Origin of the sequence: Candidatus Pristimantibacillus lignocellulolyticus (assembly GCA_023639215.1) — a bacterium.
Taxonomy (GTDB): Bacteria; Bacillota; Bacilli; order Paenibacillales; family Paenibacillaceae; genus Pristimantibacillus; species Pristimantibacillus lignocellulolyticus.
In genome coordinates, this window is sequence record CP097899.1 from 3,373,381 (window position 1) to 3,393,044 (window position 19,664).

Annotated in this window: 17 protein-coding genes and 1 riboswitch; of the genes, 12 read left to right on the top strand and 5 right to left on the bottom strand. The window is 37.0% G+C overall.

Annotation, left to right across the window (positions count from 1 at the left end; genetic code table 11):
• Positions 1-120: 120 nt before the first annotated feature.
• From NAG76_14310 to NAG76_14355, 10 genes are all read left to right on the top strand, one after another.
• Positions 121-1,410 (top strand): DUF445 domain-containing protein, encoded by a 1,290-nt coding sequence (locus NAG76_14310; GenBank protein ID URN93013.1) that lies wholly within the window; start codon positions 121-123, stop codon positions 1,408-1,410.
• Positions 1,407-2,732, top strand: coding sequence for a DUF445 domain-containing protein (locus NAG76_14315; protein ID URN93014.1), 1,326 nt, complete (start codon positions 1,407-1,409; stop codon positions 2,730-2,732). Before NAG76_14310 ends, NAG76_14315 begins: the two co-directional genes overlap by 4 nt.
• 50 nt (positions 2,733-2,782) lie before the next feature.
• Positions 2,783-3,130, top strand: coding sequence for a hypothetical protein (locus NAG76_14320; GenBank protein ID URN93015.1), 348 nt, complete (start codon positions 2,783-2,785; stop codon positions 3,128-3,130).
• Positions 3,131-3,505: 375 nt separating this feature from the next.
• Positions 3,506-4,450 carry an ABC transporter permease subunit gene (locus NAG76_14325; protein URN93016.1) on the top strand — a complete coding sequence of 315 codons (945 nt, stop codon included), beginning with the start codon at positions 3,506-3,508 and terminating at the stop codon, positions 4,448-4,450.
• Between the two features lie 29 nt (positions 4,451-4,479).
• Positions 4,480-5,376: a carbohydrate ABC transporter permease gene (locus tag NAG76_14330; protein URN93017.1), complete on the top strand. Its 897-nt coding sequence runs from the start codon at positions 4,480-4,482 to the stop codon at positions 5,374-5,376.
• Between the two features lie 277 nt (positions 5,377-5,653).
• Positions 5,654-7,441, top strand: coding sequence for an ABC transporter substrate-binding protein (locus NAG76_14335; GenBank protein URN93018.1), 1,788 nt, complete (start codon positions 5,654-5,656; stop codon positions 7,439-7,441).
• Between the two features lie 128 nt (positions 7,442-7,569).
• On the top strand, positions 7,570-9,321 hold the full coding sequence (locus tag NAG76_14340) for a histidine kinase (protein ID URN93019.1): 1,752 nt from the start codon (positions 7,570-7,572) through the stop codon (positions 9,319-9,321).
• Positions 9,314-10,705: a response regulator gene (locus tag NAG76_14345; GenBank protein URN93020.1), complete on the top strand. Its 1,392-nt coding sequence runs from the start codon at positions 9,314-9,316 to the stop codon at positions 10,703-10,705. The genes NAG76_14340 and NAG76_14345 overlap by 8 nt, the downstream gene beginning before the upstream one ends.
• A 5-nt stretch (positions 10,706-10,710) precedes the next feature.
• A complete protein-coding gene (locus tag NAG76_14350) occupies positions 10,711-12,348 on the top strand; it encodes an extracellular solute-binding protein (GenBank protein URN93021.1) in 1,638 nt (545 codons plus the stop codon).
• A gap of 531 nt (positions 12,349-12,879) precedes the next feature.
• Positions 12,880-13,245 carry a response regulator gene (locus NAG76_14355; GenBank protein ID URN93022.1) on the top strand — a complete coding sequence of 122 codons (366 nt, stop codon included), beginning with the start codon at positions 12,880-12,882 and terminating at the stop codon, positions 13,243-13,245.
• On the opposite strand, the gene NAG76_14360 is transcribed toward NAG76_14355, so the two are convergent.
• Entirely contained in the window at positions 13,246-13,908 is a 663-nt protein-coding gene (locus NAG76_14360) for a uracil-DNA glycosylase (protein ID URN93023.1), read from the bottom strand.
• A 275-nt stretch (positions 13,909-14,183) separates the two neighbouring features.
• Here NAG76_14360 and NAG76_14365 point away from each other — a divergent pair, with 275 nt between their 5' ends.
• Both NAG76_14365 and NAG76_14370 read left to right on the top strand, forming a co-directional pair.
• Positions 14,184-14,615 carry a zinc ribbon domain-containing protein gene (locus NAG76_14365; protein ID URN93024.1) on the top strand — a complete coding sequence of 144 codons (432 nt, stop codon included), beginning with the start codon at positions 14,184-14,186 and terminating at the stop codon, positions 14,613-14,615.
• A gap of 5 nt (positions 14,616-14,620) precedes the next feature.
• A complete protein-coding gene (locus NAG76_14370) occupies positions 14,621-15,616 on the top strand; it encodes an RNA methyltransferase (GenBank protein ID URN93025.1) in 996 nt (331 codons plus the stop codon).
• 82 nt (positions 15,617-15,698) lie between these two features.
• On the opposite strand, the gene NAG76_14375 is transcribed toward NAG76_14370, so the two are convergent.
• The 4 genes from NAG76_14375 to NAG76_14390 form a co-directional block, all read right to left on the bottom strand.
• A complete protein-coding gene (locus tag NAG76_14375; protein URN93026.1) occupies positions 15,699-16,463 on the bottom strand; it encodes an energy-coupling factor transporter transmembrane protein EcfT in 765 nt (254 codons plus the stop codon).
• Entirely contained in the window at positions 16,429-17,982 is a 1,554-nt protein-coding gene (locus NAG76_14380) for an energy-coupling factor ABC transporter ATP-binding protein (protein ID URN93027.1), read from the bottom strand. Before NAG76_14380 ends, NAG76_14375 begins: the two co-directional genes overlap by 35 nt.
• Before the next feature lie 198 nt (positions 17,983-18,180).
• A complete protein-coding gene (locus tag NAG76_14385; GenBank protein ID URN93028.1) occupies positions 18,181-18,753 on the bottom strand; it encodes an ECF transporter S component in 573 nt (190 codons plus the stop codon).
• 73 nt (positions 18,754-18,826) lie between these two features.
• Positions 18,827-18,937, bottom strand: a riboswitch (TPP riboswitch).
• Between the two features lie 81 nt (positions 18,938-19,018).
• Positions 19,019-19,591 (bottom strand): TIGR00730 family Rossman fold protein, encoded by a 573-nt coding sequence (locus NAG76_14390; GenBank protein URN93029.1) that lies wholly within the window; start codon positions 19,589-19,591, stop codon positions 19,019-19,021.
• Between the last annotated feature and the right edge of the window lie 73 nt (positions 19,592-19,664).

Genomic DNA, 19,664 nt, shown 5'->3' on the forward strand with positions numbered 1-19,664 from the left:
TGTGCTGACAAGCGAATGTTTTGAAGCATTATATTAGATGGTGGCTGATTTGTCGAAAAAAGGATAAAATAATAAGATCAATGATCGTAAGGAAGATCGAAACATCTAAGGAGTCCTGCTATGAGAACATGGAGTTTACGTCAAAGTGTTAATTTATCTATTGCTTTATCATTTATTGGATTGTTAATTGTCTATCCATTTCAACAAACATTTTTCGGGGGATTACTATTCGCAGCTTTTTGTGCTGCTACGATTGGTGGTCTTGCTGATTCATTTGCAGTTAGTGCATTATTTGGTCAACCTTTGAAAGTGCGGTGGCCAAATTGGTTAGGTACTAATATTATTGCTCGAAATCGAGATCGTTTAATAGACGAGCTCGTGGACATGGTTGAACAAGAGCTATTATCGACAGAAATGATTGTGAAGCAACTTAAAGATTATGATGCTGCTACAGTTATTGTTCACTATGTTGAAAGTACTGAAGGGAAACAAGCGATCAAAGATCTGCTTCGTCAATTACTAGTTGATCTGTTGAAAGTAAGTAACCCTGCCGTATTAAGCTTATCTTTAAATCGCCTTATTAATCAAGGGCTGCAACATAGTAACCTAACTCCAATAATACAACAGTTTATTACTTGGAGTGTGAAAGAAAAGTACGATCATATGATCATTGCAACAGTTTCCAAACAGCTACGAAAATTGCTAGAAAAGCCCGGTGTTAAACAGTTTCTACATGATTTTATTGGTACAGCATTGCGTTCATACGAACAGAATAAGAAGGGTAGACAATTTGTAAATGGGGTTGCTGGATTGAATGCAGATGAGCTAACTGAAAAGTTGCTGAAAATTGCTGACGATTTACTACTTGCCATTCAAAATGACGATCATCCACTGCAGAAAAAGCTTCAACTATATATCGTTCAGTTCAGTAATAGACTGCAAGAAGATGAGAAGTATGCCGCCGACATATCAAGAAAAATTGAAGTATTATTTGAAAAGTTAACATCTTCATTGTTAACAAAGGATATGATTTCTAATGTTCTTACTCAATTACGAGATCAACTAGATCGATCAGAGTATAAGAACGAAGAAGGCGCATTAGCGGCTTGGATCGACTCTAAAGTTGATGATCTACTTCTTTCACTAAGATTTCGCCAACAATTACTGGAACAATTCAATCATTATATAAGGAGTGCGCTAATACAATTTGTGGAACGTAATCATACATATATTGGACAATTAGTTCGTACCAAATTAGAACTATTTAATGTAGAACAATTGATCGCGCTTGTACAGGAGAAAACAGAAAAAGATTTACAATATATTCGTTTGAACGGTACAGCAGTAGGCTCTTTAATTGGAGTTCTCCTATATCTTATTCAGTATAGTATAGGGGGAGTGCTATCATGAAAATGCGTCGTAAAGCTAATATTAGTTTGTTGTTATTAGCGATTCTATTTGTAATATCTCTTATTCTGAAATGGACGCTTAATCATCCTTGGTGGTGCGAAGCATTACTATTTATTGCGGAAGCAGGGATGGTAGGTGCATTAGCAGATTGGTTTGCCGTTTCGGCATTATTCCGTCATCCACTTGGAATGAAATGGATTCCACATACCGCTATTGTTCCCAAAAATCGTGATAAATTAATCGACGGAGTCGTATATTTAGTCGAAGAACAGCTCTTAAACAAAGAAATGATTGAACAGCAACTGAACAAGATGAAAATGTCAGAAATTCTAATCTCATTTGTAGACCGCAAATGGGATAGTAAAAGTTCGGAACAATGGATTCAAAGCTTGCTCTCCAAAGTAGTTAGTTCCGTACAAAGTGAGAAGCTAGCTAACGGAGTTGCATCTAAAATTAATGAGAAAATTGAGGGAGCACCAGCAACTTCTTACATTGGTAAAGGACTATCCTATGCACTTGAGAAGCAATATGATCAATTTTTAATTGAAAAACTAATTGAATTGGCTCAAGAAAGAGTGCAACAACCGGATGTGAAACCAGCAATAAAAGCTTTATTAGAACAAGAAAAAGATAAAGCATTGGAGAAAAACGGTGGTGGATGGTTAGCGAAGACATTGTTTTCATTTGCTGAAGCAGCAAATGCCGTTAATTTTGATGATGCCGCTGATGTGCTATATCGTGATATCGTATTATTGCTAGTGCAATTGAAAAACCCGCAGCATGAACTGCGTGTTATGTTGTCGGAGCAATTGCAAAGTTTGGCCCAGCAACTTCAAGAAGCCGATCAAGATGTAGCAACGGTTATAGAGCATTGGAAACAACAATTACTACAAGAGATAACGATTTCGCCATTGTTACAGCAATTGATTGAATATATTCAAAGTCAATTAAGTGGAGCAAATGATACGCAAAAAGTACCATATCCAAAATTACAAAAATGGTTGACTAGATTGATGCGATCATATTGGGAGTGGTTCAAATCCGATATACAATCACAACAACTAGTGGAATCGAAGTTAAAGCATTTTCTAAGTCATCTTATTGAACATGAGCATGCTGTAATAGGGAAGATTGTGCGCTCAACTTTAGATACATTTTCTGAAGAGCGATTGGTTGAATTCGTGGAAGATAAAGTCGATATTGATTTACAACGAATCCGTGTTAATGGTGCATTAATTGGTGCGGCTATAGGTGCAGTACTTTACTTGCTACTACATGGCGTATATGAACCTCTACTTAACTATATGGGGATTATTTCATAGTCATATGCTCTGGATTATTTTCATATCATGTTCTGTAAGGGGATGATGATATGAAAAGTGAAGTCAGCCGATATTATCAATTGAAACAAAAACAAAAGTTAATAGAACAAGAATTGGCTCAATTGAAAGAACAAATATTAGCTAAAATGGCGGAAGAAGATAGTTCAGAGCAGATTATTGGTAGTTATAAAGTGAAACTTGTTACATCTGAACGTAAAGAATATCAGGAGAACTTACTGTTTAATGCTTTGCCTGATCCAGAACTTTGGCGTATGTTATCCAAACCTGATCAAGGGAAAATAACGGGACTTATTAAAGTCGGAGCTATTCAAGAAGATCAGCTTAAGGAGACGTATACGGTTCGACAACAAGTCGCGTTAATCATTGATAAGAAGTAAGAGAAAGTGCAAAACAGTTGCTCATATAACTCAAAGCGAGTGAAAAATGGTAAAAACCATTGTTCACTCGCTTTTTTTGTTTTTCCCAAGTTAGGGGTAGAAAAATGTTTGATTGATGATGAAATAAGTTGGTCAATTGCATACTTTTTTTACTCATTCACAGACAACTTTCCATCCCTCAACATAAGTAATAAAGCTTAAAATGAATTTATTGAGATAGAGAAAGCGCTTACTTAAATGCTTCCGATGTTACTGTTCATCATCAATGAAGTATGACGGGAAGTTAATGAAAAGTTTGGTGTATGCTTCCGATGCTACTTTTCATCACCAAGGAAGCATGACAAGTAGTTAATGAAAAGTTTAAGGAGGGTGACAATGAATCCTGCACTTGAAAGTAAAACGGTTCGAAAAAAGTTTACAATAAGCACGAAATATCGTTTATTGCTGTATGCGTCACCATTTTTAATACTCGTGTTTATATTTAGCTATTTCCCGTTATACGGTTGGACGTACGCATTTTTCAATTATCGTGTTGGATTTCCCTTATTGGATACTGAATTTGTTGGTTTTAAATGGTTTACCTCTATCATTAATAATGAATTTCAAGTAAAAGAAGTTACTAGAGTATTGAGGAATACTTTCGGCATTAGTACACTAGGACTTCTGACATCAATTTTGCCTGTTATCTTTGCCGTGTTACTCGTTGAAATTAAGACCAATTGGTATAAACGTATCGTACAGACGTTAACGACATTACCTAACTTTATTAGCTGGGTACTTGTGTACGCGATTGCATTCATGTTGTTTTCAGTAGATAACGGAATTGTTAATAAGTTAATGATCCAATTGGGCTTCCAGGACAAAGCGATTAATTACTTAGCTTCTCCAGATTTCATTTGGATTAAGATGACAATCTGGAATGTTTGGAAAACATTAGGTTGGAGTGCAATACTCTATATCGCTGCCATCACTTCGATAGACCAAGAATTATACGATGCAGCTAAGGTTGATGGAGCGGGACGTTTCCGGTTAATGTGGCATATAACTTTACCTGGGGTGATGTCAACATTCTTCGTACTGTTGTTGCTATCGATCGCAAACTTTATGAACAACGGTCTTGAGCAATACTTTGTTTTCCAGAACAGCTTGAATAAGGACTCGATAGAGGTTCTTGATTTGTACGTATATAACACAGGACTTGTCGGTTATAACTTCTCTTTTGCTACTGCTGTTAGTATGTTGAAATCATTTGTAAGTATATTCTTACTCTTTGTCGCGAATCAACTTTCAAAATGGGTAAGAGGGGAATCTGTTATCTAGTTCATCATTGTAGGAGAGGAGAACACCGTATGACTCATAAACGTAGCTTTGCTGATCGATTGTTTCAAATTTTGAATTACACAGGCTTCGGAATATTGACCTTCATTTGTATCTTTCCATTTTATTATTTATTCATTCAAACGATAAGCGATAATTCACTTAGTGCTAAGGGAGCTGTCACTTTCTTCCCTAAAGGTATACATTTCTCGAATTATATTGAGGTGTTGAAAGTAAAGGGCCTATCACATGCTGCATTAGTATCGGTTGCAAGAACAGTAGTTGGAACAATTGCTACTGTAATTGGTTCGGCATTTCTAGGTTATTTGTTTACAAAGCGTAAGATGGCTGCCAGAGTATTTTGGTACCGCTTCGTTATTATAACAATGTATTTTAATGCAGGAATCATCCCTTGGTTTATCGTTATGATGAATTTGAACTTAACAAACAATTTTTGGGCATATGTTTTACCAGCTATTATTTCACCTTTTAATGTCATTCTAGTAAAAACATTTGTTGAATCATTACCTGAGGCACTCGAAGAATCAGCAGAAATGGATGGGGCTGGTACATATATATTATTCACTCTCATCGTATTCCCACTTATTATGCCAATCGTTGCTACGATTGCGATATTCTCAGCTGTAAATCAATGGAACTCATTCATGGATACGGTCTTTCTTATGACAAATGATAAATACTATACTTTGCAGTTTGTACTATACAAATATTTGAATGAATCGAATTCATTAGCAGCAATTATTAAATCAGGTCAAGGTTTAGAAAATATTGATCTATCGAAATTGCAAACATCGACATCGGTGAGAACAACGGTTGCAATGATCGTAGTAACTCCAATTCTAGCAGTCTATCCATTCTTCCAACGTTATTTCGTAAAAGGGATTATGATCGGTGCAGTGAAAGGCTAACTCATTAATGCTTACGAAGTAAATTTTTATTACAAAAAAATAGTTTTAGCTACTCCTTTCGAAACAACTTTTCATAGCTAAGACGTTTATCAAGAATTATATAAAAAAGTTTGGGAGGTGGTTTTCTTAAAATAAACGTTCAAAAAGCAGGCTTTCGCAAACCGAGATTCGAATAAGCTACCTGTGTTACTTCAATCAAAGTCAGCTTTTTGAACTACCTCTCAGAGTGTAACGACAATGTCTTTGTGAAGTTTAAAATTAGAAGGGAGTAATAAAAATGGTAAAAACAAAGAGATCATTAGTAACGCTTTTAACATTCGTAATGTGTGTTTCATTATTAGCGGCATGTGGATCTAAAGGTAATGACCCGAAAACTACCCCTACTCCAGCTCCAAAGACTACCAATGAGGGTACTGAAGTAGAGCCGCCTGTTACACGTGATGAAATCACAATCGATGTTTTCTCTATGCTTTCGAATTTCTCAGGTGAGCAAACAGGTTGGTTTGCTCATACAGTAAAAGAGAAATTCAATATCAATCTTAACATCATCTCATCTAACCTTGAAGGTGGAGGAGATACGAAATTCCAAACGATGATGGCTGGTGGCGATCTTGGAGATTTAGTCGTATTCGGTGATACTGATGCTAAGTACACTGATGCGATCGCAGCAGGCATGCTACTTGATTGGAACAAAGATGGATTATTAGAACAATATGGTAAAAATTTACAGAAAAATGCACCAAAAGCACTTGAGAAAAATACAGCACAATTTGGTGGAGGTACTGCACTTTATAGTGTTGGTAATGATGTAGGTCCAGATATTGAAGGTCCTTCTGAAGCGCAAGAGCTTAACTATCACCCTAACCTTCGTTGGGATCTGTATGAAGCAATCGGTAAACCAGAGATTAATACGATGGAAGATTACCTTCCAGTTCTAAAAGCAATGCAAGAAGCTCAACCAGAAAGTGATAGCGGCAAACCAACTTATGCATTCTCTATGTGGGGTGACTGGGATGGTAATATGATGATGAACACTAAAGCTTGGGCTGGTATGCATGGTTTTGAAGAAGGTGACGGATTCAATCCAGGTGGTTTCACTTTAGTATCTGCGGATACAGAAGAAGTTCAAGCTATCCTTGATGAAAACAGCTATTATATGAGAGGATTAAAACTTTACTTTGATGCCAATCAAATGGGTTTAGTTGATCCTGATTCGATTACACAAAACTTCGGTGATGCAGTGAATAAAATGACGGATGGTCAAGTTCTATTCTCTTGGTTCTCATGGTTTGATGATTCTTATAAAACACCTGAACGTTCTGCAGAAGGTAAAGGTTTCCAACTTGTACCATTCAATGAAGCAAGATCGTTCTCAAATGGTTTTAATCCATACGGTGGTAATCGTGTATATGCAATTGGTTCCAAAACAGAACATCCTGATCGTGTAATGGAACTGATTGATTGGTTGTATACTCCAGAAGGAACGATGACAGCTAATTATGGTCCTGAAGGCATGATATGGGAAGTTGTAGACGGTAAACCAGTTTTCAATGACCTAGGCGTGGAAGCATTCCCATCTAACAAAACCCCAATGCCTGAACAATTTGGTGGCGGTGTTTGGGATGATGGACGTAATCAAATTAATAATTCTACATTCAAATTAACGATGATTAACCCTGAGAATGGTGATCCATACGATTCTAGTATATGGGCTTCTACTCTTGCTAAGGCACCTTCTAAAGTAGATGAAAATTGGAGGGCAGCTATGGGCGTTAATACTGCGGTAGAATGGTTCGTGAAAAATGATAAAATCGCGGTACAAAAAGCAATTTTTACAGGTAAACCATATGTAGAGATGAGCGATGATTTGAAACAAAAACAAGGTCAAATCGCTTCAGTAATTAAAGAGTATTCATGGAAATTGATCTACGCTAATGATGAAGCTCATTTCAACAAATTAAAAGAAGAAATGATCGGTAAAGCAAAAGGTCTTGGTTATGATGAAGTTGTTGCATTCAATAAAGAGCAACATAAAGTAGTATTCGAAGCTCGTAAAAATTCATAATTCATTAAAGAAGTATTAATAAAGTAAGGAAACTATCAAGTAGTTTCCTTACTTTATTTTAAACTGTTTCCATATTTCTCTACTTTGTTTACAATGTTAATAAAGTTTATAAATGAGGTTGCTGATGTATGAAGATCATAAATAGATTACAACAGTTGTTTAAACGTAGTACTTTACGAAGGACGCTTATTATTTATTTGTTAATTGCCTGTTTATGTCCACCTGCATTATTAGCAGGATATACATATTCTGCAATGCATTCTATATTGAAGCATAAAATTTCAGCAGGTATCGAAGCGAGTTTGAAGCAAGAAGCAATGGGGATAGAAAATCTACTTAGTAATATGGATTTTGTTTCGAAGCAATTTGCATTAGATGGTCAAACAGCAACTCGTATTAATGAATATATTCAATCAGAGAAATTAACTGAAAAAGCAAACCTCATTCAATATATTGACGATACATTCAATGTAGTTAACTTTACAAACCCCAATATAGGTTTAATGGTTTATTACCATGAAAATATGGAAAAATCTATACTGTTTAATAATTTATCGGTTAGAGATGATTTTAATCTTGATAGTCTACCATTATTTATTAGATATAATGGAACCGCTTACTTTGGGCCTCATACTACACAATACAAAAATAATGATAACATCGTGTTTTCATCTATTCGAGAAGTGCAAACTAGTAGTGAAAATTCAATCTATATTTATTTAGAATCTAATTATAATATGTTCCGCAAGATGATGAACAGTAATTGGTATGCTATGCCGGTTCATCATTACTTAATTTCTGAACAAAATGAAGTGCTCTACGCTGATGCTGGCGAGCCTCCTTTTGCACCAGAGTTATTAAATTGGCAGATGGTAGACAATGGGCTCGAACAGCTCGAAGGGAATTATATATTTGGTTACGAGAGTATTCAAGGTTGGAAGCTTGTTATTGCAGTACAAAAAGGCGAATACAATCATGAAATTAATGAATGGTTATGGCGAATGATTGCTTTAGTACTAGGATCACTCGTATTAGCATTTATTATTGCGATGATGATATGGCGAAAGGTGTATGGTTCCCTGCGACGCGTAAATTTAGAAATTGTACGTATGACAGGCGATCGAGAAGCACCTGTGAAAAATATAGGAATTGAAGAATTTGATTCTTTGCTTAACAATTTTGGGGTAATGAAGCGAACGGTAAATGAACTAATTGCAGAAGTTTCATTAAATGAACGTAAGAAATCTCAATTAGAAATCGAGAAGCTGCTAAGTCAGATCAATCCACATTTTTTGCACAATACATTGAATACTGTTCAATGGATAGCACGAGCGAATGAACAAGATGACATTGATAGAATCGTTACATTACTAGTAAAAGTATTACATTACAATATGGGAAAAGGAAGTCTTATCGTAACGATTTCGGATGAATTAGCTGCATTACAAAATTATATTGATCTTCATTATATTCGTTACGAAGATGAGCTACAGTTTGTAATTGATGTAGATGATAGAATAAAAACCATTCCAGTTCCGAGGTTTTTACTACAACCGATGGTGGAAAACGCAATTTATCATGGTAGAAATGATGGTACTAGTCTTATTACTATCTCAATCGTTCAACATTCTGAACTGACTTTGAAGCTAGAAGTTGGAGATAATGGTCCAGGTGTAGATGAGGTGACGATAGAACAAATATTAGAAGGTAGGTATGAAAGTTCCACTATTGGAATGGGGATCGGGCTTAGCTATGTACAACGTTTATTAGAACGCTTCTATGGTGACTCTAGTCATCTCGAAATTATAAGTAAGATTGGAGAAGGTACTCGTCTATCCGTCATTATTCCATTAACGCTAGAGGAGGAACATTATGATTAATGCACTTGTCGTTGATGATGAAAGAATGGTTCGAAAAGGATTATTATCTTTAACGAATTGGAATAAATATGGAATTTCGTTCATTGGTGAAGCGAAAGATGGTACACAAGCACTTCAGTTCCTTTCAAAAAATCATGTTGATGTTATGTTTGTAGACATAACGATGCCTATCATGAATGGGTTTGAGTTAATGAAGCGGGTACAAGAGCAACATTCAGAAGTTCAATTTGTAATATTAACTTGTCATCATGAATTTGATTATGTTCAGGAGGCGCTCCAGATCGGCGCTATTGATTACATCGTAAAAACATTACTCAATCGGGATAATGTGGATGAGACGGTAACTCGAATTTTATCACGATTAAAGCGAGATAAAGAAAAGAAAGTTCAAGAGCAAACCACTTTTTATGAGGGTGGTGTGTACTTGTTATTGAAAGGAACGACAAAGGTTGATAGTTACTATATGAAAGAGCAACTGCCTTCAAGTTTATCATTTAATGAGATAACTAAGCGTTTATTACAGCTTGAAGGTCATAATACAAAGGAAATCACCGAATTAGAACAAGCCAATATCATGCAATATGCAGTTATAATCACTATTGATAGCTGTCCTCAATGGCAACATGCTGAAGTGAAACAGTGGTTGAAAACCGAATTTTTAAATTATTATTTTTATGCTAAAGATCGTGATCATTTAAAGATCAGTGAGCATGAACTAGATCAATGGTTAGCGCGAAAAGATGAAGTGAACCAAGAACTAAAACTGAAGCGATGGATTGATGAAAAAGCCAAATATAGATGGTTACTATTCCCTCAAGAATGGATGCAATGGCAGCAGACTACACTTAATATACAACCTGACCCTACAACCCTCATTCAATTGGTCGAGGAATTATATACTCAACTAGTACTGACTATGAAATGGCAAGATGATGATTACGAGTCACCCCTACCCGTTCCAGATGTATCACAATGGAACAAAATTGAACGATGGTTGCTGCAATTATCACTTCATTTACGAGTTAGAATGACGGACTTAACTTTATCCCATGATGTTGTGATCTGTATGATAAAAGCGATTCAATATATGCATACGCAGATTGCTTCTGAATTGAATCAAAATGATATTGCACATCAAGTAGGAATGAGCAGAAGTTACTTTAGTCAATGCTTTAAACGTTTTTTCGGAATATCGTTTGGTGAGGTATTACGGAATTTGCGTATTGAAACTGCGAAACAGTTATTACTTAGTTCCCAATTCACAATTTCAGAAATAGCAAATAAAATCGGCTTTGATGATCACAAATATTTTAGCCGTACCTTTAAAACTCAATTAGGGGTATATCCAACAGAATATCGTTCTTTGCATTATGAGGAGAGGTGATAACAATGAAATCTATGAAACTCATATGGATGGTTTTAGCTTGTTCATTGTTTATTACAAGTTGTACAAATTCATCTAATAATGAAGCTTCCAATGTCAATGAAGAGATATATAAAGAATCTATTGTTTTAAGAGTACCTTATTCTTACTCGGAAATAGAATTACCTGAAGGTGATGTTGGGGAAGAGAATTTCATGTCTCGCTACATAAATGAAAAAACAGGAATTATTATTCAATACAGCTGGGATGCAAGTGGTGAAGAGCAATATAATTCGAAGATAGATCTTGCCATTAGAAGTAATGATTTGCCAGATATGTTCATTGTCAATCGCAAACAGTTATATTACTTAGTACAAAATGATATGATTGCAGATCTCACAGAAGTATATAAGGAGCATAGCTCTGAACTTGTAAAGTCGATTTACGATGCAACAGATGGCAAAGCACTTGAAGAAGCTACGATAGATCAGAAACTATATGCGCTACCTAATGTAGGAATAGAAGCAGATGCACCTACTTATTTGTGGGTGCGCCAAGATTGGTTAGATAAATTAGATCTTCCTGAACCTAGAACGCTTGCTGATATTGAGAAGATTTCCTATGCATTCACTCATGAAGATCCCGATGAGAATGGAGAAGCTGATACGTTAGGAATTCCGGTCGAGAAATCATTAGTATATCAAGATAAAACAGGTGTATTCGGCTTAAATTCTTTTTTCTCAGCGTTTCATTCTTTTCCGCAAAATTGGATTGTAAACTCAGAAGGGGTACTTGTGTATGGATCTATTCAAGAGGAAACGAAGCAAGCACTGGTTCGTTTAGCCCAGTGGTACGATAAGGGGATAATAGATCGTGACTTCATGATACGTAAGGATGCTAGTATACCGGTAACTGAAAATCAGATGGGTATAATGTTCGCTCCATGGTGGGCTCCTATATGGCCTTTGAATGGTTCGGTTTCTAAAGATACAAAAGCAGAATGGAATGTATTCGCAGTTCCATTAAGCGAGCAAGGAGAGTTTATTACAAAAACATCCCCAATAACCGACCGCTATCTTGTTGTACGAAAAAATTATAGTAATCCAGAAGTTGCAGTCAAACTATTGAACTTAACAACAAAACTCGAGAGACATGAAGGAATAGATGACGAGAGTAGCGAATCCATTCGAGCTACCGCTCAGCAAATGGGCATACAACTTCGTAATTATTTCCCGTTTGATCTTTTGTTAGATGATCCCGATGGTGTAACGAAACGTTACGATACGCTTATGCAAACGCTGAATGGTGATTTAGATCCAGCGACTCTTAATTCTGAACTAGCAAAACTATATGACTATGTTGTGAAAGAGACTGAGCAACCGAAGAAAGACATGGAGGCGTGGAGCAATACACAAGCATATTTATTGGGAGGGGAAATTTCTAAGGAGCCTATGATTATGGTAGAAAGCTATAATATAGAACATATTGAGGCTTATGAGGAGTATTGGGATAAGTTAATTGCGATCGAAATGGATTATTTCTTAAAAATGATAACAGGAGAATTACCTATCGATGCATTCGATCAATTTGTTGAAGAATGGCTTGATTCTGGTGGGGTGGAGTTGATGGGGGAGGCTACTCTACAGTATGAGTCTCAAAAATAGTGAAGAGGAAGTTCAAAACATCCACTTGTGATCACGATGTAATTCGCTGTAGCTTATTCGGCGTCGAAGATGCTCCCCATCGAAAGCCTGCGTGTGCTCACATACCCAAAACGTACGCTGTGCTACTCGTTTCCGCTGTGGGTCATCTTCTTGGAGCTGACAAGCGAACGTTTTGAACCTTTATAGAAGAGGAAGTTTAAAAAGCGGACTTTGATGACGAGGGGGATGCTAACGAAGCATATTCGACATCGAATATGAAGCTTACTTGGGAAGTATACCATAAGCTTCCGATGTATGTTTCTTGCAGAAACATTGTAGGGCCGCGTGTACAGAACACGTACACTTGCGCTTCCTCCTTCCGCAAGTAGCGCTCCATCTTCTCGGCTTGCGAAAGCCCGCTTTTTAAACTTTCATTTAAGAGGAAGTTCAATACATCTCCTCGTGATCACGAGGAGTATGCATATTAGTTTCAGTTTTTGTTCAGAACCATTAAATATACTTTAACAATGATTATCGAAGGGTGTGAGCAAGATGAAACGTATTATGATAGTCGACGATGCTTCTTTTATGCGCTTAATTTTGAAAAACATACTTGTAGATAACGGTTATGAGATCGTAGCAGAAGCAGCAAATGGGGAAGAAGCAGTTCGTTTATATGATATATATAAACCTGATATTGTAACGATGGATGTTACGATGCCTATTATGGATGGTTTAGCGGCTACAGAAGCTATATTAAAGCACAATCCTGATGCAAAAATAATCGTGTGTTCCGCGATGGGTCAACGAAATCTAATTATGCAGATGATCTCTGCTGGTGCGAAGGACTTCATCGTGAAGCCCTTCCAAGGGGACCGTATTTTAGCAGCAATTGAACAACTATTTGATCGTGTATAATTAGTTGTTCCAGTCGATAGGTTGATGACCTAATGAATTTAGATGTTCATTGATTTTGGAGAAAGGTTTACTTCCCCAAAAACCTCGATATGCAGCCAGTGGACTAGGATGTACAGATTCAATAATGATATGATGAGGAGCAATAAGCTGTTTTTTTTGTTGTGCAGGCTTACCCCATAATACGAAAATGATAGGCTCCTCTTTACTGCTTAACTTAGAAATGATAGCGTCAGTAAATAATTCCCATCCCTTTTGCTGATGAGAATTTGCTTCACCTGCTCGTACTGTAAGTACTGTATTTAGTAGTAAAACTCCTTGCTTTGCCCACTCCACTAATGAACCGTTCCCAGAATCGGTAATTCCTATATCACTATATCGTTCTTTCATTATATTACGTAAAGATGGCGGCAAGGGCATATCATTACTAACTGAGAATGCTAATCCTTCAGCTTGACCTTCTCCATGATAAGGATCTTGTCCTAATATGACTACTTTTGTTTGATCATAATCTGTTAATTGTAGCGCATAAAATAATTGATTGTTCGGAGGATATATTATATGCTTTTCGTATTCTAGTTCAATAAATTGTGAAAGCTGCTCAAAATACGGTTCGTTGTACTCAGATTGCAGTATTTTTCCCCACTGATTGTTAGGTAATTGCATAATTAATCTTCCCTTCTAATACTCTAAGGTGAACGATACTATAAGCTTATGGTAGAATCAACCCCTAGCGAAAGATGTGTGAATTAATCTTCCGAAGTTAAGTAGTAGCTATTTCAAGCAGTAATAAAAAGTTAGATAATGCTTTTGAGGTTACTTTTTATTACAATGTAGCTTAATCGAGAAGTAGATAAAAAGTTAGATAATGCTTTCGAGGTTACTTTTTATTACAATGTAGCTTAATCGAGAAGTAGATAAAAAGTTTAGGAGGAAGACATATGAGCCTAATTGATAAGATTAAAAGTGGTGTCTCTGAAGCAGGGCAAAAAGCGAAAATTGTGGTGGAAGTAAACAAATTACGAATTGTTAATGTCTCTAAGCAATCGGAAATTAACTCACTATATAAACAAATTGGTGAGAAGGTCACGCAATATGTGGATCAAAGTGTTGCTTTAGAAGCATCTTTGTTTGCAAGAGAATTAGAACAAATTGATATGTTGAAATTTGAAATAGAACAAAATAATCATCAGATTAATAATCTTAATGATGAGAAGACCTGTCCTCATTGCAAACATGATAATGCTTTTGATGCAAGAGTATGTACGCAATGTCATGCACCGTTTCCTATTCATGATGTCCCAAATATCGATAACAGCAATAATAGGGTAGAACTACTTGATGAGAATAATAAGTTAGACAAAAAGGAATAGATACCATGATCCAGCAAAACGAATCCAATATGACATGTGTATCCGAATTTATTTATCGGATTACTTGTCATGAGCAAGAAAGATCGTTATGTAGTATGGAGATGAGAGCATTATGGGGCGTTAGCTTTGATGCAGACCATTCTACGCTACTATTACGAAGTGATACCCGACATCATGTCAATCGGAGTCCTTTCGTCAAGTATCGGCTAGCGATATGGTGCGAAGGCTCTGATCTTGAGAATTTGCAGGAAAAGGTATCACAGCTACCTCAACTTACGCGAACGTATAAAGTTATTGCTCTCGATGTAATAGTTGACGGACAGGTAGAGCCAATTGCTTACCATGAACGACGTGTCATTGAGCAGAAGCTTGGGAGTCAAGTGAAGGGCGAAGTGAATTTGAAGCAACCTGAATTAATGCTTGGAGTTATTAAACTGGAGCATAGTTGGGTGCTTGGCGAACTTGAGTATCATGATCCGATCTGGCAACGACATAATGATAAACCACGGCATTATTCTACTGCATTAAGTACCAAGGTTGCTCGTTCTTTAGTTAATATTGCTGTGCCATCATTGAAAGAAGACATCCATTTCTTCGATCCATGTTGTGGTATCGGTACAGTATTAATGGAAGCATGTTCGCAAGGGATCCACGCTTCTGGTGGTGACATTAACCCACTAGCTGTCGTTGGTGCGCGAGAAAATATGGCTGCGTTTCATTATCATTGTGAATTACGCATTCACAACATGACAGAGATAGAAACGAAATATGATGTGACCATTGTAGATCTCCCTTATAATCATTGCTCAGTTCTGCCTGAGGAAGAGCGCTATCGCATGTTACAAGCATTATCGACAATGGCAAGTAGAGTCATTATTGTATCCGTTGAGCCAATCAGAGCAGAATTAATTCAACTTGGGTACCATATCGAGGATGAAGGATATATCGAAAAAACACATTTTAAGCGAGATGTATTTCTATGTACAACTTCAAGGTTATAAGAAAAAGCTGTCTTACGACTAAGCGATCAATTCCATGATCCTTTACACGTAAGACAGCTTTTATTAGGTTTATTAATAAGAACTAGCTAAAGGCAAAGGTTATTATGATGCTAATACAAACATAGCAGAGCAGAATCAGATCATTAATACTATATCTAGTTACATAATAAAAAGTTCTTTTCGCTTGAAATTGCTTGGCTTCCATCGAGATTGCAATTCGATGAGCACGCCGTATACTTTGCGCTAGGAGCGGGATTAAATATAATTTCATTCTTGTATAAATGGAACGAAATCCTTTATGCAATTGAACACGCCGTACGTTAAGCGCCTGAGTACGAATATTAATCTCTTCCATGATCATTGGAATTAAGCGAATACCAGCCATAAAGGCATATACGTATTTGGGAGGTAAACGTAATTGTTGCATAAGAGAATATAGTAATAATGTGGGTGAAGTTGTTAATAGTAGAATAAGACTAATAATTGCAATTAGTATAGATTTACTGCCAAGAAGAGTTGCTGACGCAATGCTTTCCTCGGAAATTTTCATAATTCCCCACTGCCACACAATATCTTTACCTCTTCCGAACAACAAGAGTGTAATGGCTGTTGAAATAGCTGAGATCATAATTGGAATATGTAACAAAGCTAATTTACGTAGAGGGAAACCGCTCATTGTCCATAGCAAAATACTAAAGCATATAAATAGTACAATGTACTGCATAGTATTTCGGCTAAAAAAGAGAAAGATCATTAAAGTCATTAGAATAACGAATTTGAGTGCAGGATTGACATTGTGTAGCCATGTCGACTTAGATGGTACGAACCAGTTCCAAACATTGTCCATCCGTGCCACCTCTTTCTGCGAGTCGTTCATTAATCGTAATCGATTGTAGACGACCATCCGTAATATGCCATTCCTCACTAGCAATTAGTGAAGCTATAATGGGGTCATGTGTAATCATAATGATGGTGATGCCTTGTGCGTTCATTTTCTGAAGTTCTTCAATAATTGTAAATGTATTGGCAGCGTCTTGACCAAAGGTAGGTTCATCAAGTAGTAGGATCGGACGTTGTTCCACCATAGCTGTTAATATACTAAGTCGGCGTTTCTGACCAACTGAACATTCGAATGGATGTCGATCTAATGGCATATTTAATCTGAATTGGGTAAATAAGTTCTGAATCGTCTGTTTGTCATCTTCATGAGCTGTACGCTCTTGCTGCTGCTTTCCCTTGATGTTATTGTCATTGGGCTGAGCAGAGGCAAGTTTATAGGAGTGATGCAACTCGTCATAGACAGTATCAGCGACAAATTGCAGTTCAGGACTTTGAAATACAAAAGAAATATGTTGTGGGACTGTAGTTTTTCTTGCTTTGCCTGTCGTGAGTGTCTGATTGTATATTTTATATTGCCCACTACTATCGATAAGTCGCGCTAAAGCAAGTAGTAATGAGCTTTTTCCAGCTCCGTTGGCACCTGTAATGGCAATCCAAGCTCCTTCGGTAATAGTAGCCTGCTCGACTCTTATCAGAGTACGACCACCTCGCGAACCGATAAATTGCTCTAATTCTATGATAGCTCTAGTATTTGCCCTAGTTACATAGTTATTTGAACTAGATTGATGTTTAGATAAATAAGTATGCCATATATTTGGATACCAAATCCCATATTGAAGCAGTAATTGCTGCTGAGTTTCAAAGATAGAAGAGGGGGTATCGTCAGCAACAATTACGCCTGATTCATTCAATATTACAACTCGATCAAACCAATCGAGAATGCCATCCACATGATGTTCAACAACTATGACAGTATGTTTCTGTAGACTTTTTCGTAAGCTTTCCCAAATTAGGTGCTTGCCTTCCGGGTCTAGTAGAGCAGAAGGTTCATCTAGAAACACGGTACGTGGCTCTAACAACAATACAGCTGCCAAAGCAAGTCGTTGCTTCATACCTTGCGATAGATTTCTAATTGGAGTATGCAGCGATGGGAGTTGTAGCCCTACGACATCTAGCACATGGTGCATCGCAGGTTCCATTAACTCACGTGCGATTTGACGATTTTCTAAGACGAAAGCAAGTTCCTCATCTACATAACTCATACAAAATTGTGTATCTGGGTCTTGAAACACAAATCCCCAATGTTCTGGGGTTTGAATCGATGCATAGCTCATCGGAACGGAGGAGTAGTTAGGAATAATACCACTAAGTACTTGAAGCAAAGTAGATTTTCCAGAGCCACTAGGACCGAGAATAAGAATCTTTTGTCCTTCAGGGATATGTATGCTGAAATCTTGGAAGATTAGATTCGGCTCTCCACTGAATTTCAGACGTAATTGCTCGACACTTACTGCGATATTAGACAAGTCTACCCCTCCATTTGATAATATTGTTGACTTTTCAATAAGCGGGCTTTCAGAACCAAGAAGATGGAGCGCTACTTGAGGAGGGAGGAAACGTAAGTGTACATGTTTGGTACACGCGTACCGGACTTCCCAAGTTCGTTTCATATTCGATGTCGATTAAGCTACAAAGCCAATCATAGTTATCAAAGTCCGCTAATGTTATTTACGCAACTGTTCAAATTCCTTCTGATCAATCGGACGCACCAGAGAAGTTACTTTCGTCTTTTCTAATGCAAGGACAATATAATAAGCAAAAATACCAGTAAAGATAAATGCACTAATAACACGTAATCCGTACTTCACGATTAAAGCCCAAGTTTCAAGATCGGCATAGCCATAACCAAGATCTAACATAAAACTTCCTAGACAAGATAGCACACCAGCAAAACCTGCAACGACTAGATTGTGCTTTTTGTATCGGAAACTAGCAAATACAAGTTCTGCAGCAAGTCCTTGTATAAATCCATACATTAATACTTCTAAGCCAGCTGATGCCATAATTGAGGATAGAGCAGCCCCTGCAACACTAGCGATTAAGGCAGCTCCAGGTTTACGTACCACTAAGTATGCAAATGGACCAACCATGAACCACATGCCATAGAAGAGTTGACGTAAAGTCGGAAGGATTGGCTTAATTACGTCGTAAAGAGAATTCCAAAAATGCATAATGACTCCGAATAAAATACCGATCATGATGATAACGACAACATCTGTAAGCTTTAATTTGTACATACTGCTAACCTCCAATAAGTTATGGTGGAAGCATAAAAAGACCGTCTGGTAATACGCAGACGGTCAGAAAAATTTCTTCTTGAACCCCATTCTCTACGCTGGTATTATCCAGTTCAGATCAACGGTCAGTAGCGGTACTAGCTACTATCTCAGCCTGATTCCTCAAGCACCCGGACGGTTTCATATGCAACTGTTTTATAACTTACTACAATTTCCCATAATATACAATAGTTTTTGATAGGAAAATTTCGATTATAGTACTAACCTAAACTTTTTCATATGTTTTCAAGCCAGGATGAATGAAGCTTGAGAACTGATTAAGTAGCTCTGCAGCATCGTTAGCTACAAGATTCATCTGGTTATACATTGGCTTCAAAAATTGTTCTTGCTGCATATGTTCGAAAAATGATAGGAGATGATCATAATAGCCATTTACATTCAACAGGCCACATGGCTTCTGATGTATACCGATCTGACTCCATGTAAATACTTCAAAAAACTCTTCCATCGTACCAGGACCACCTGGTAATGCAATAAAGCCATCGGCTAATTCGATCATCTTATGTTTACGCTCATGCATACTATCTACTTTAATAAGTTCTGTAAGACCATGATGCGAGATTTCCCGTTGCTCCAACAAGGCAGGAATTACACCTATAACTTCTCCTCCTTCTTGAAGTACCGTATCTGCTACAATCCCCATTATTCCAACGCTCGCTCCACCGTATACAAGTGTTAGCTTACGTCTAACTAATTCTTTGGCAAGGTTAATCGCTGCTTCACGATACACCTCTGTTGCTCCCATGCTAGAGCCACAATACACTGCAATTGTTTTCATATTAGTCCTCAATTCTATCTATATAAGTATCTATATCTTGTGTGATTATACTACTTTTATACGTAAATAGTCT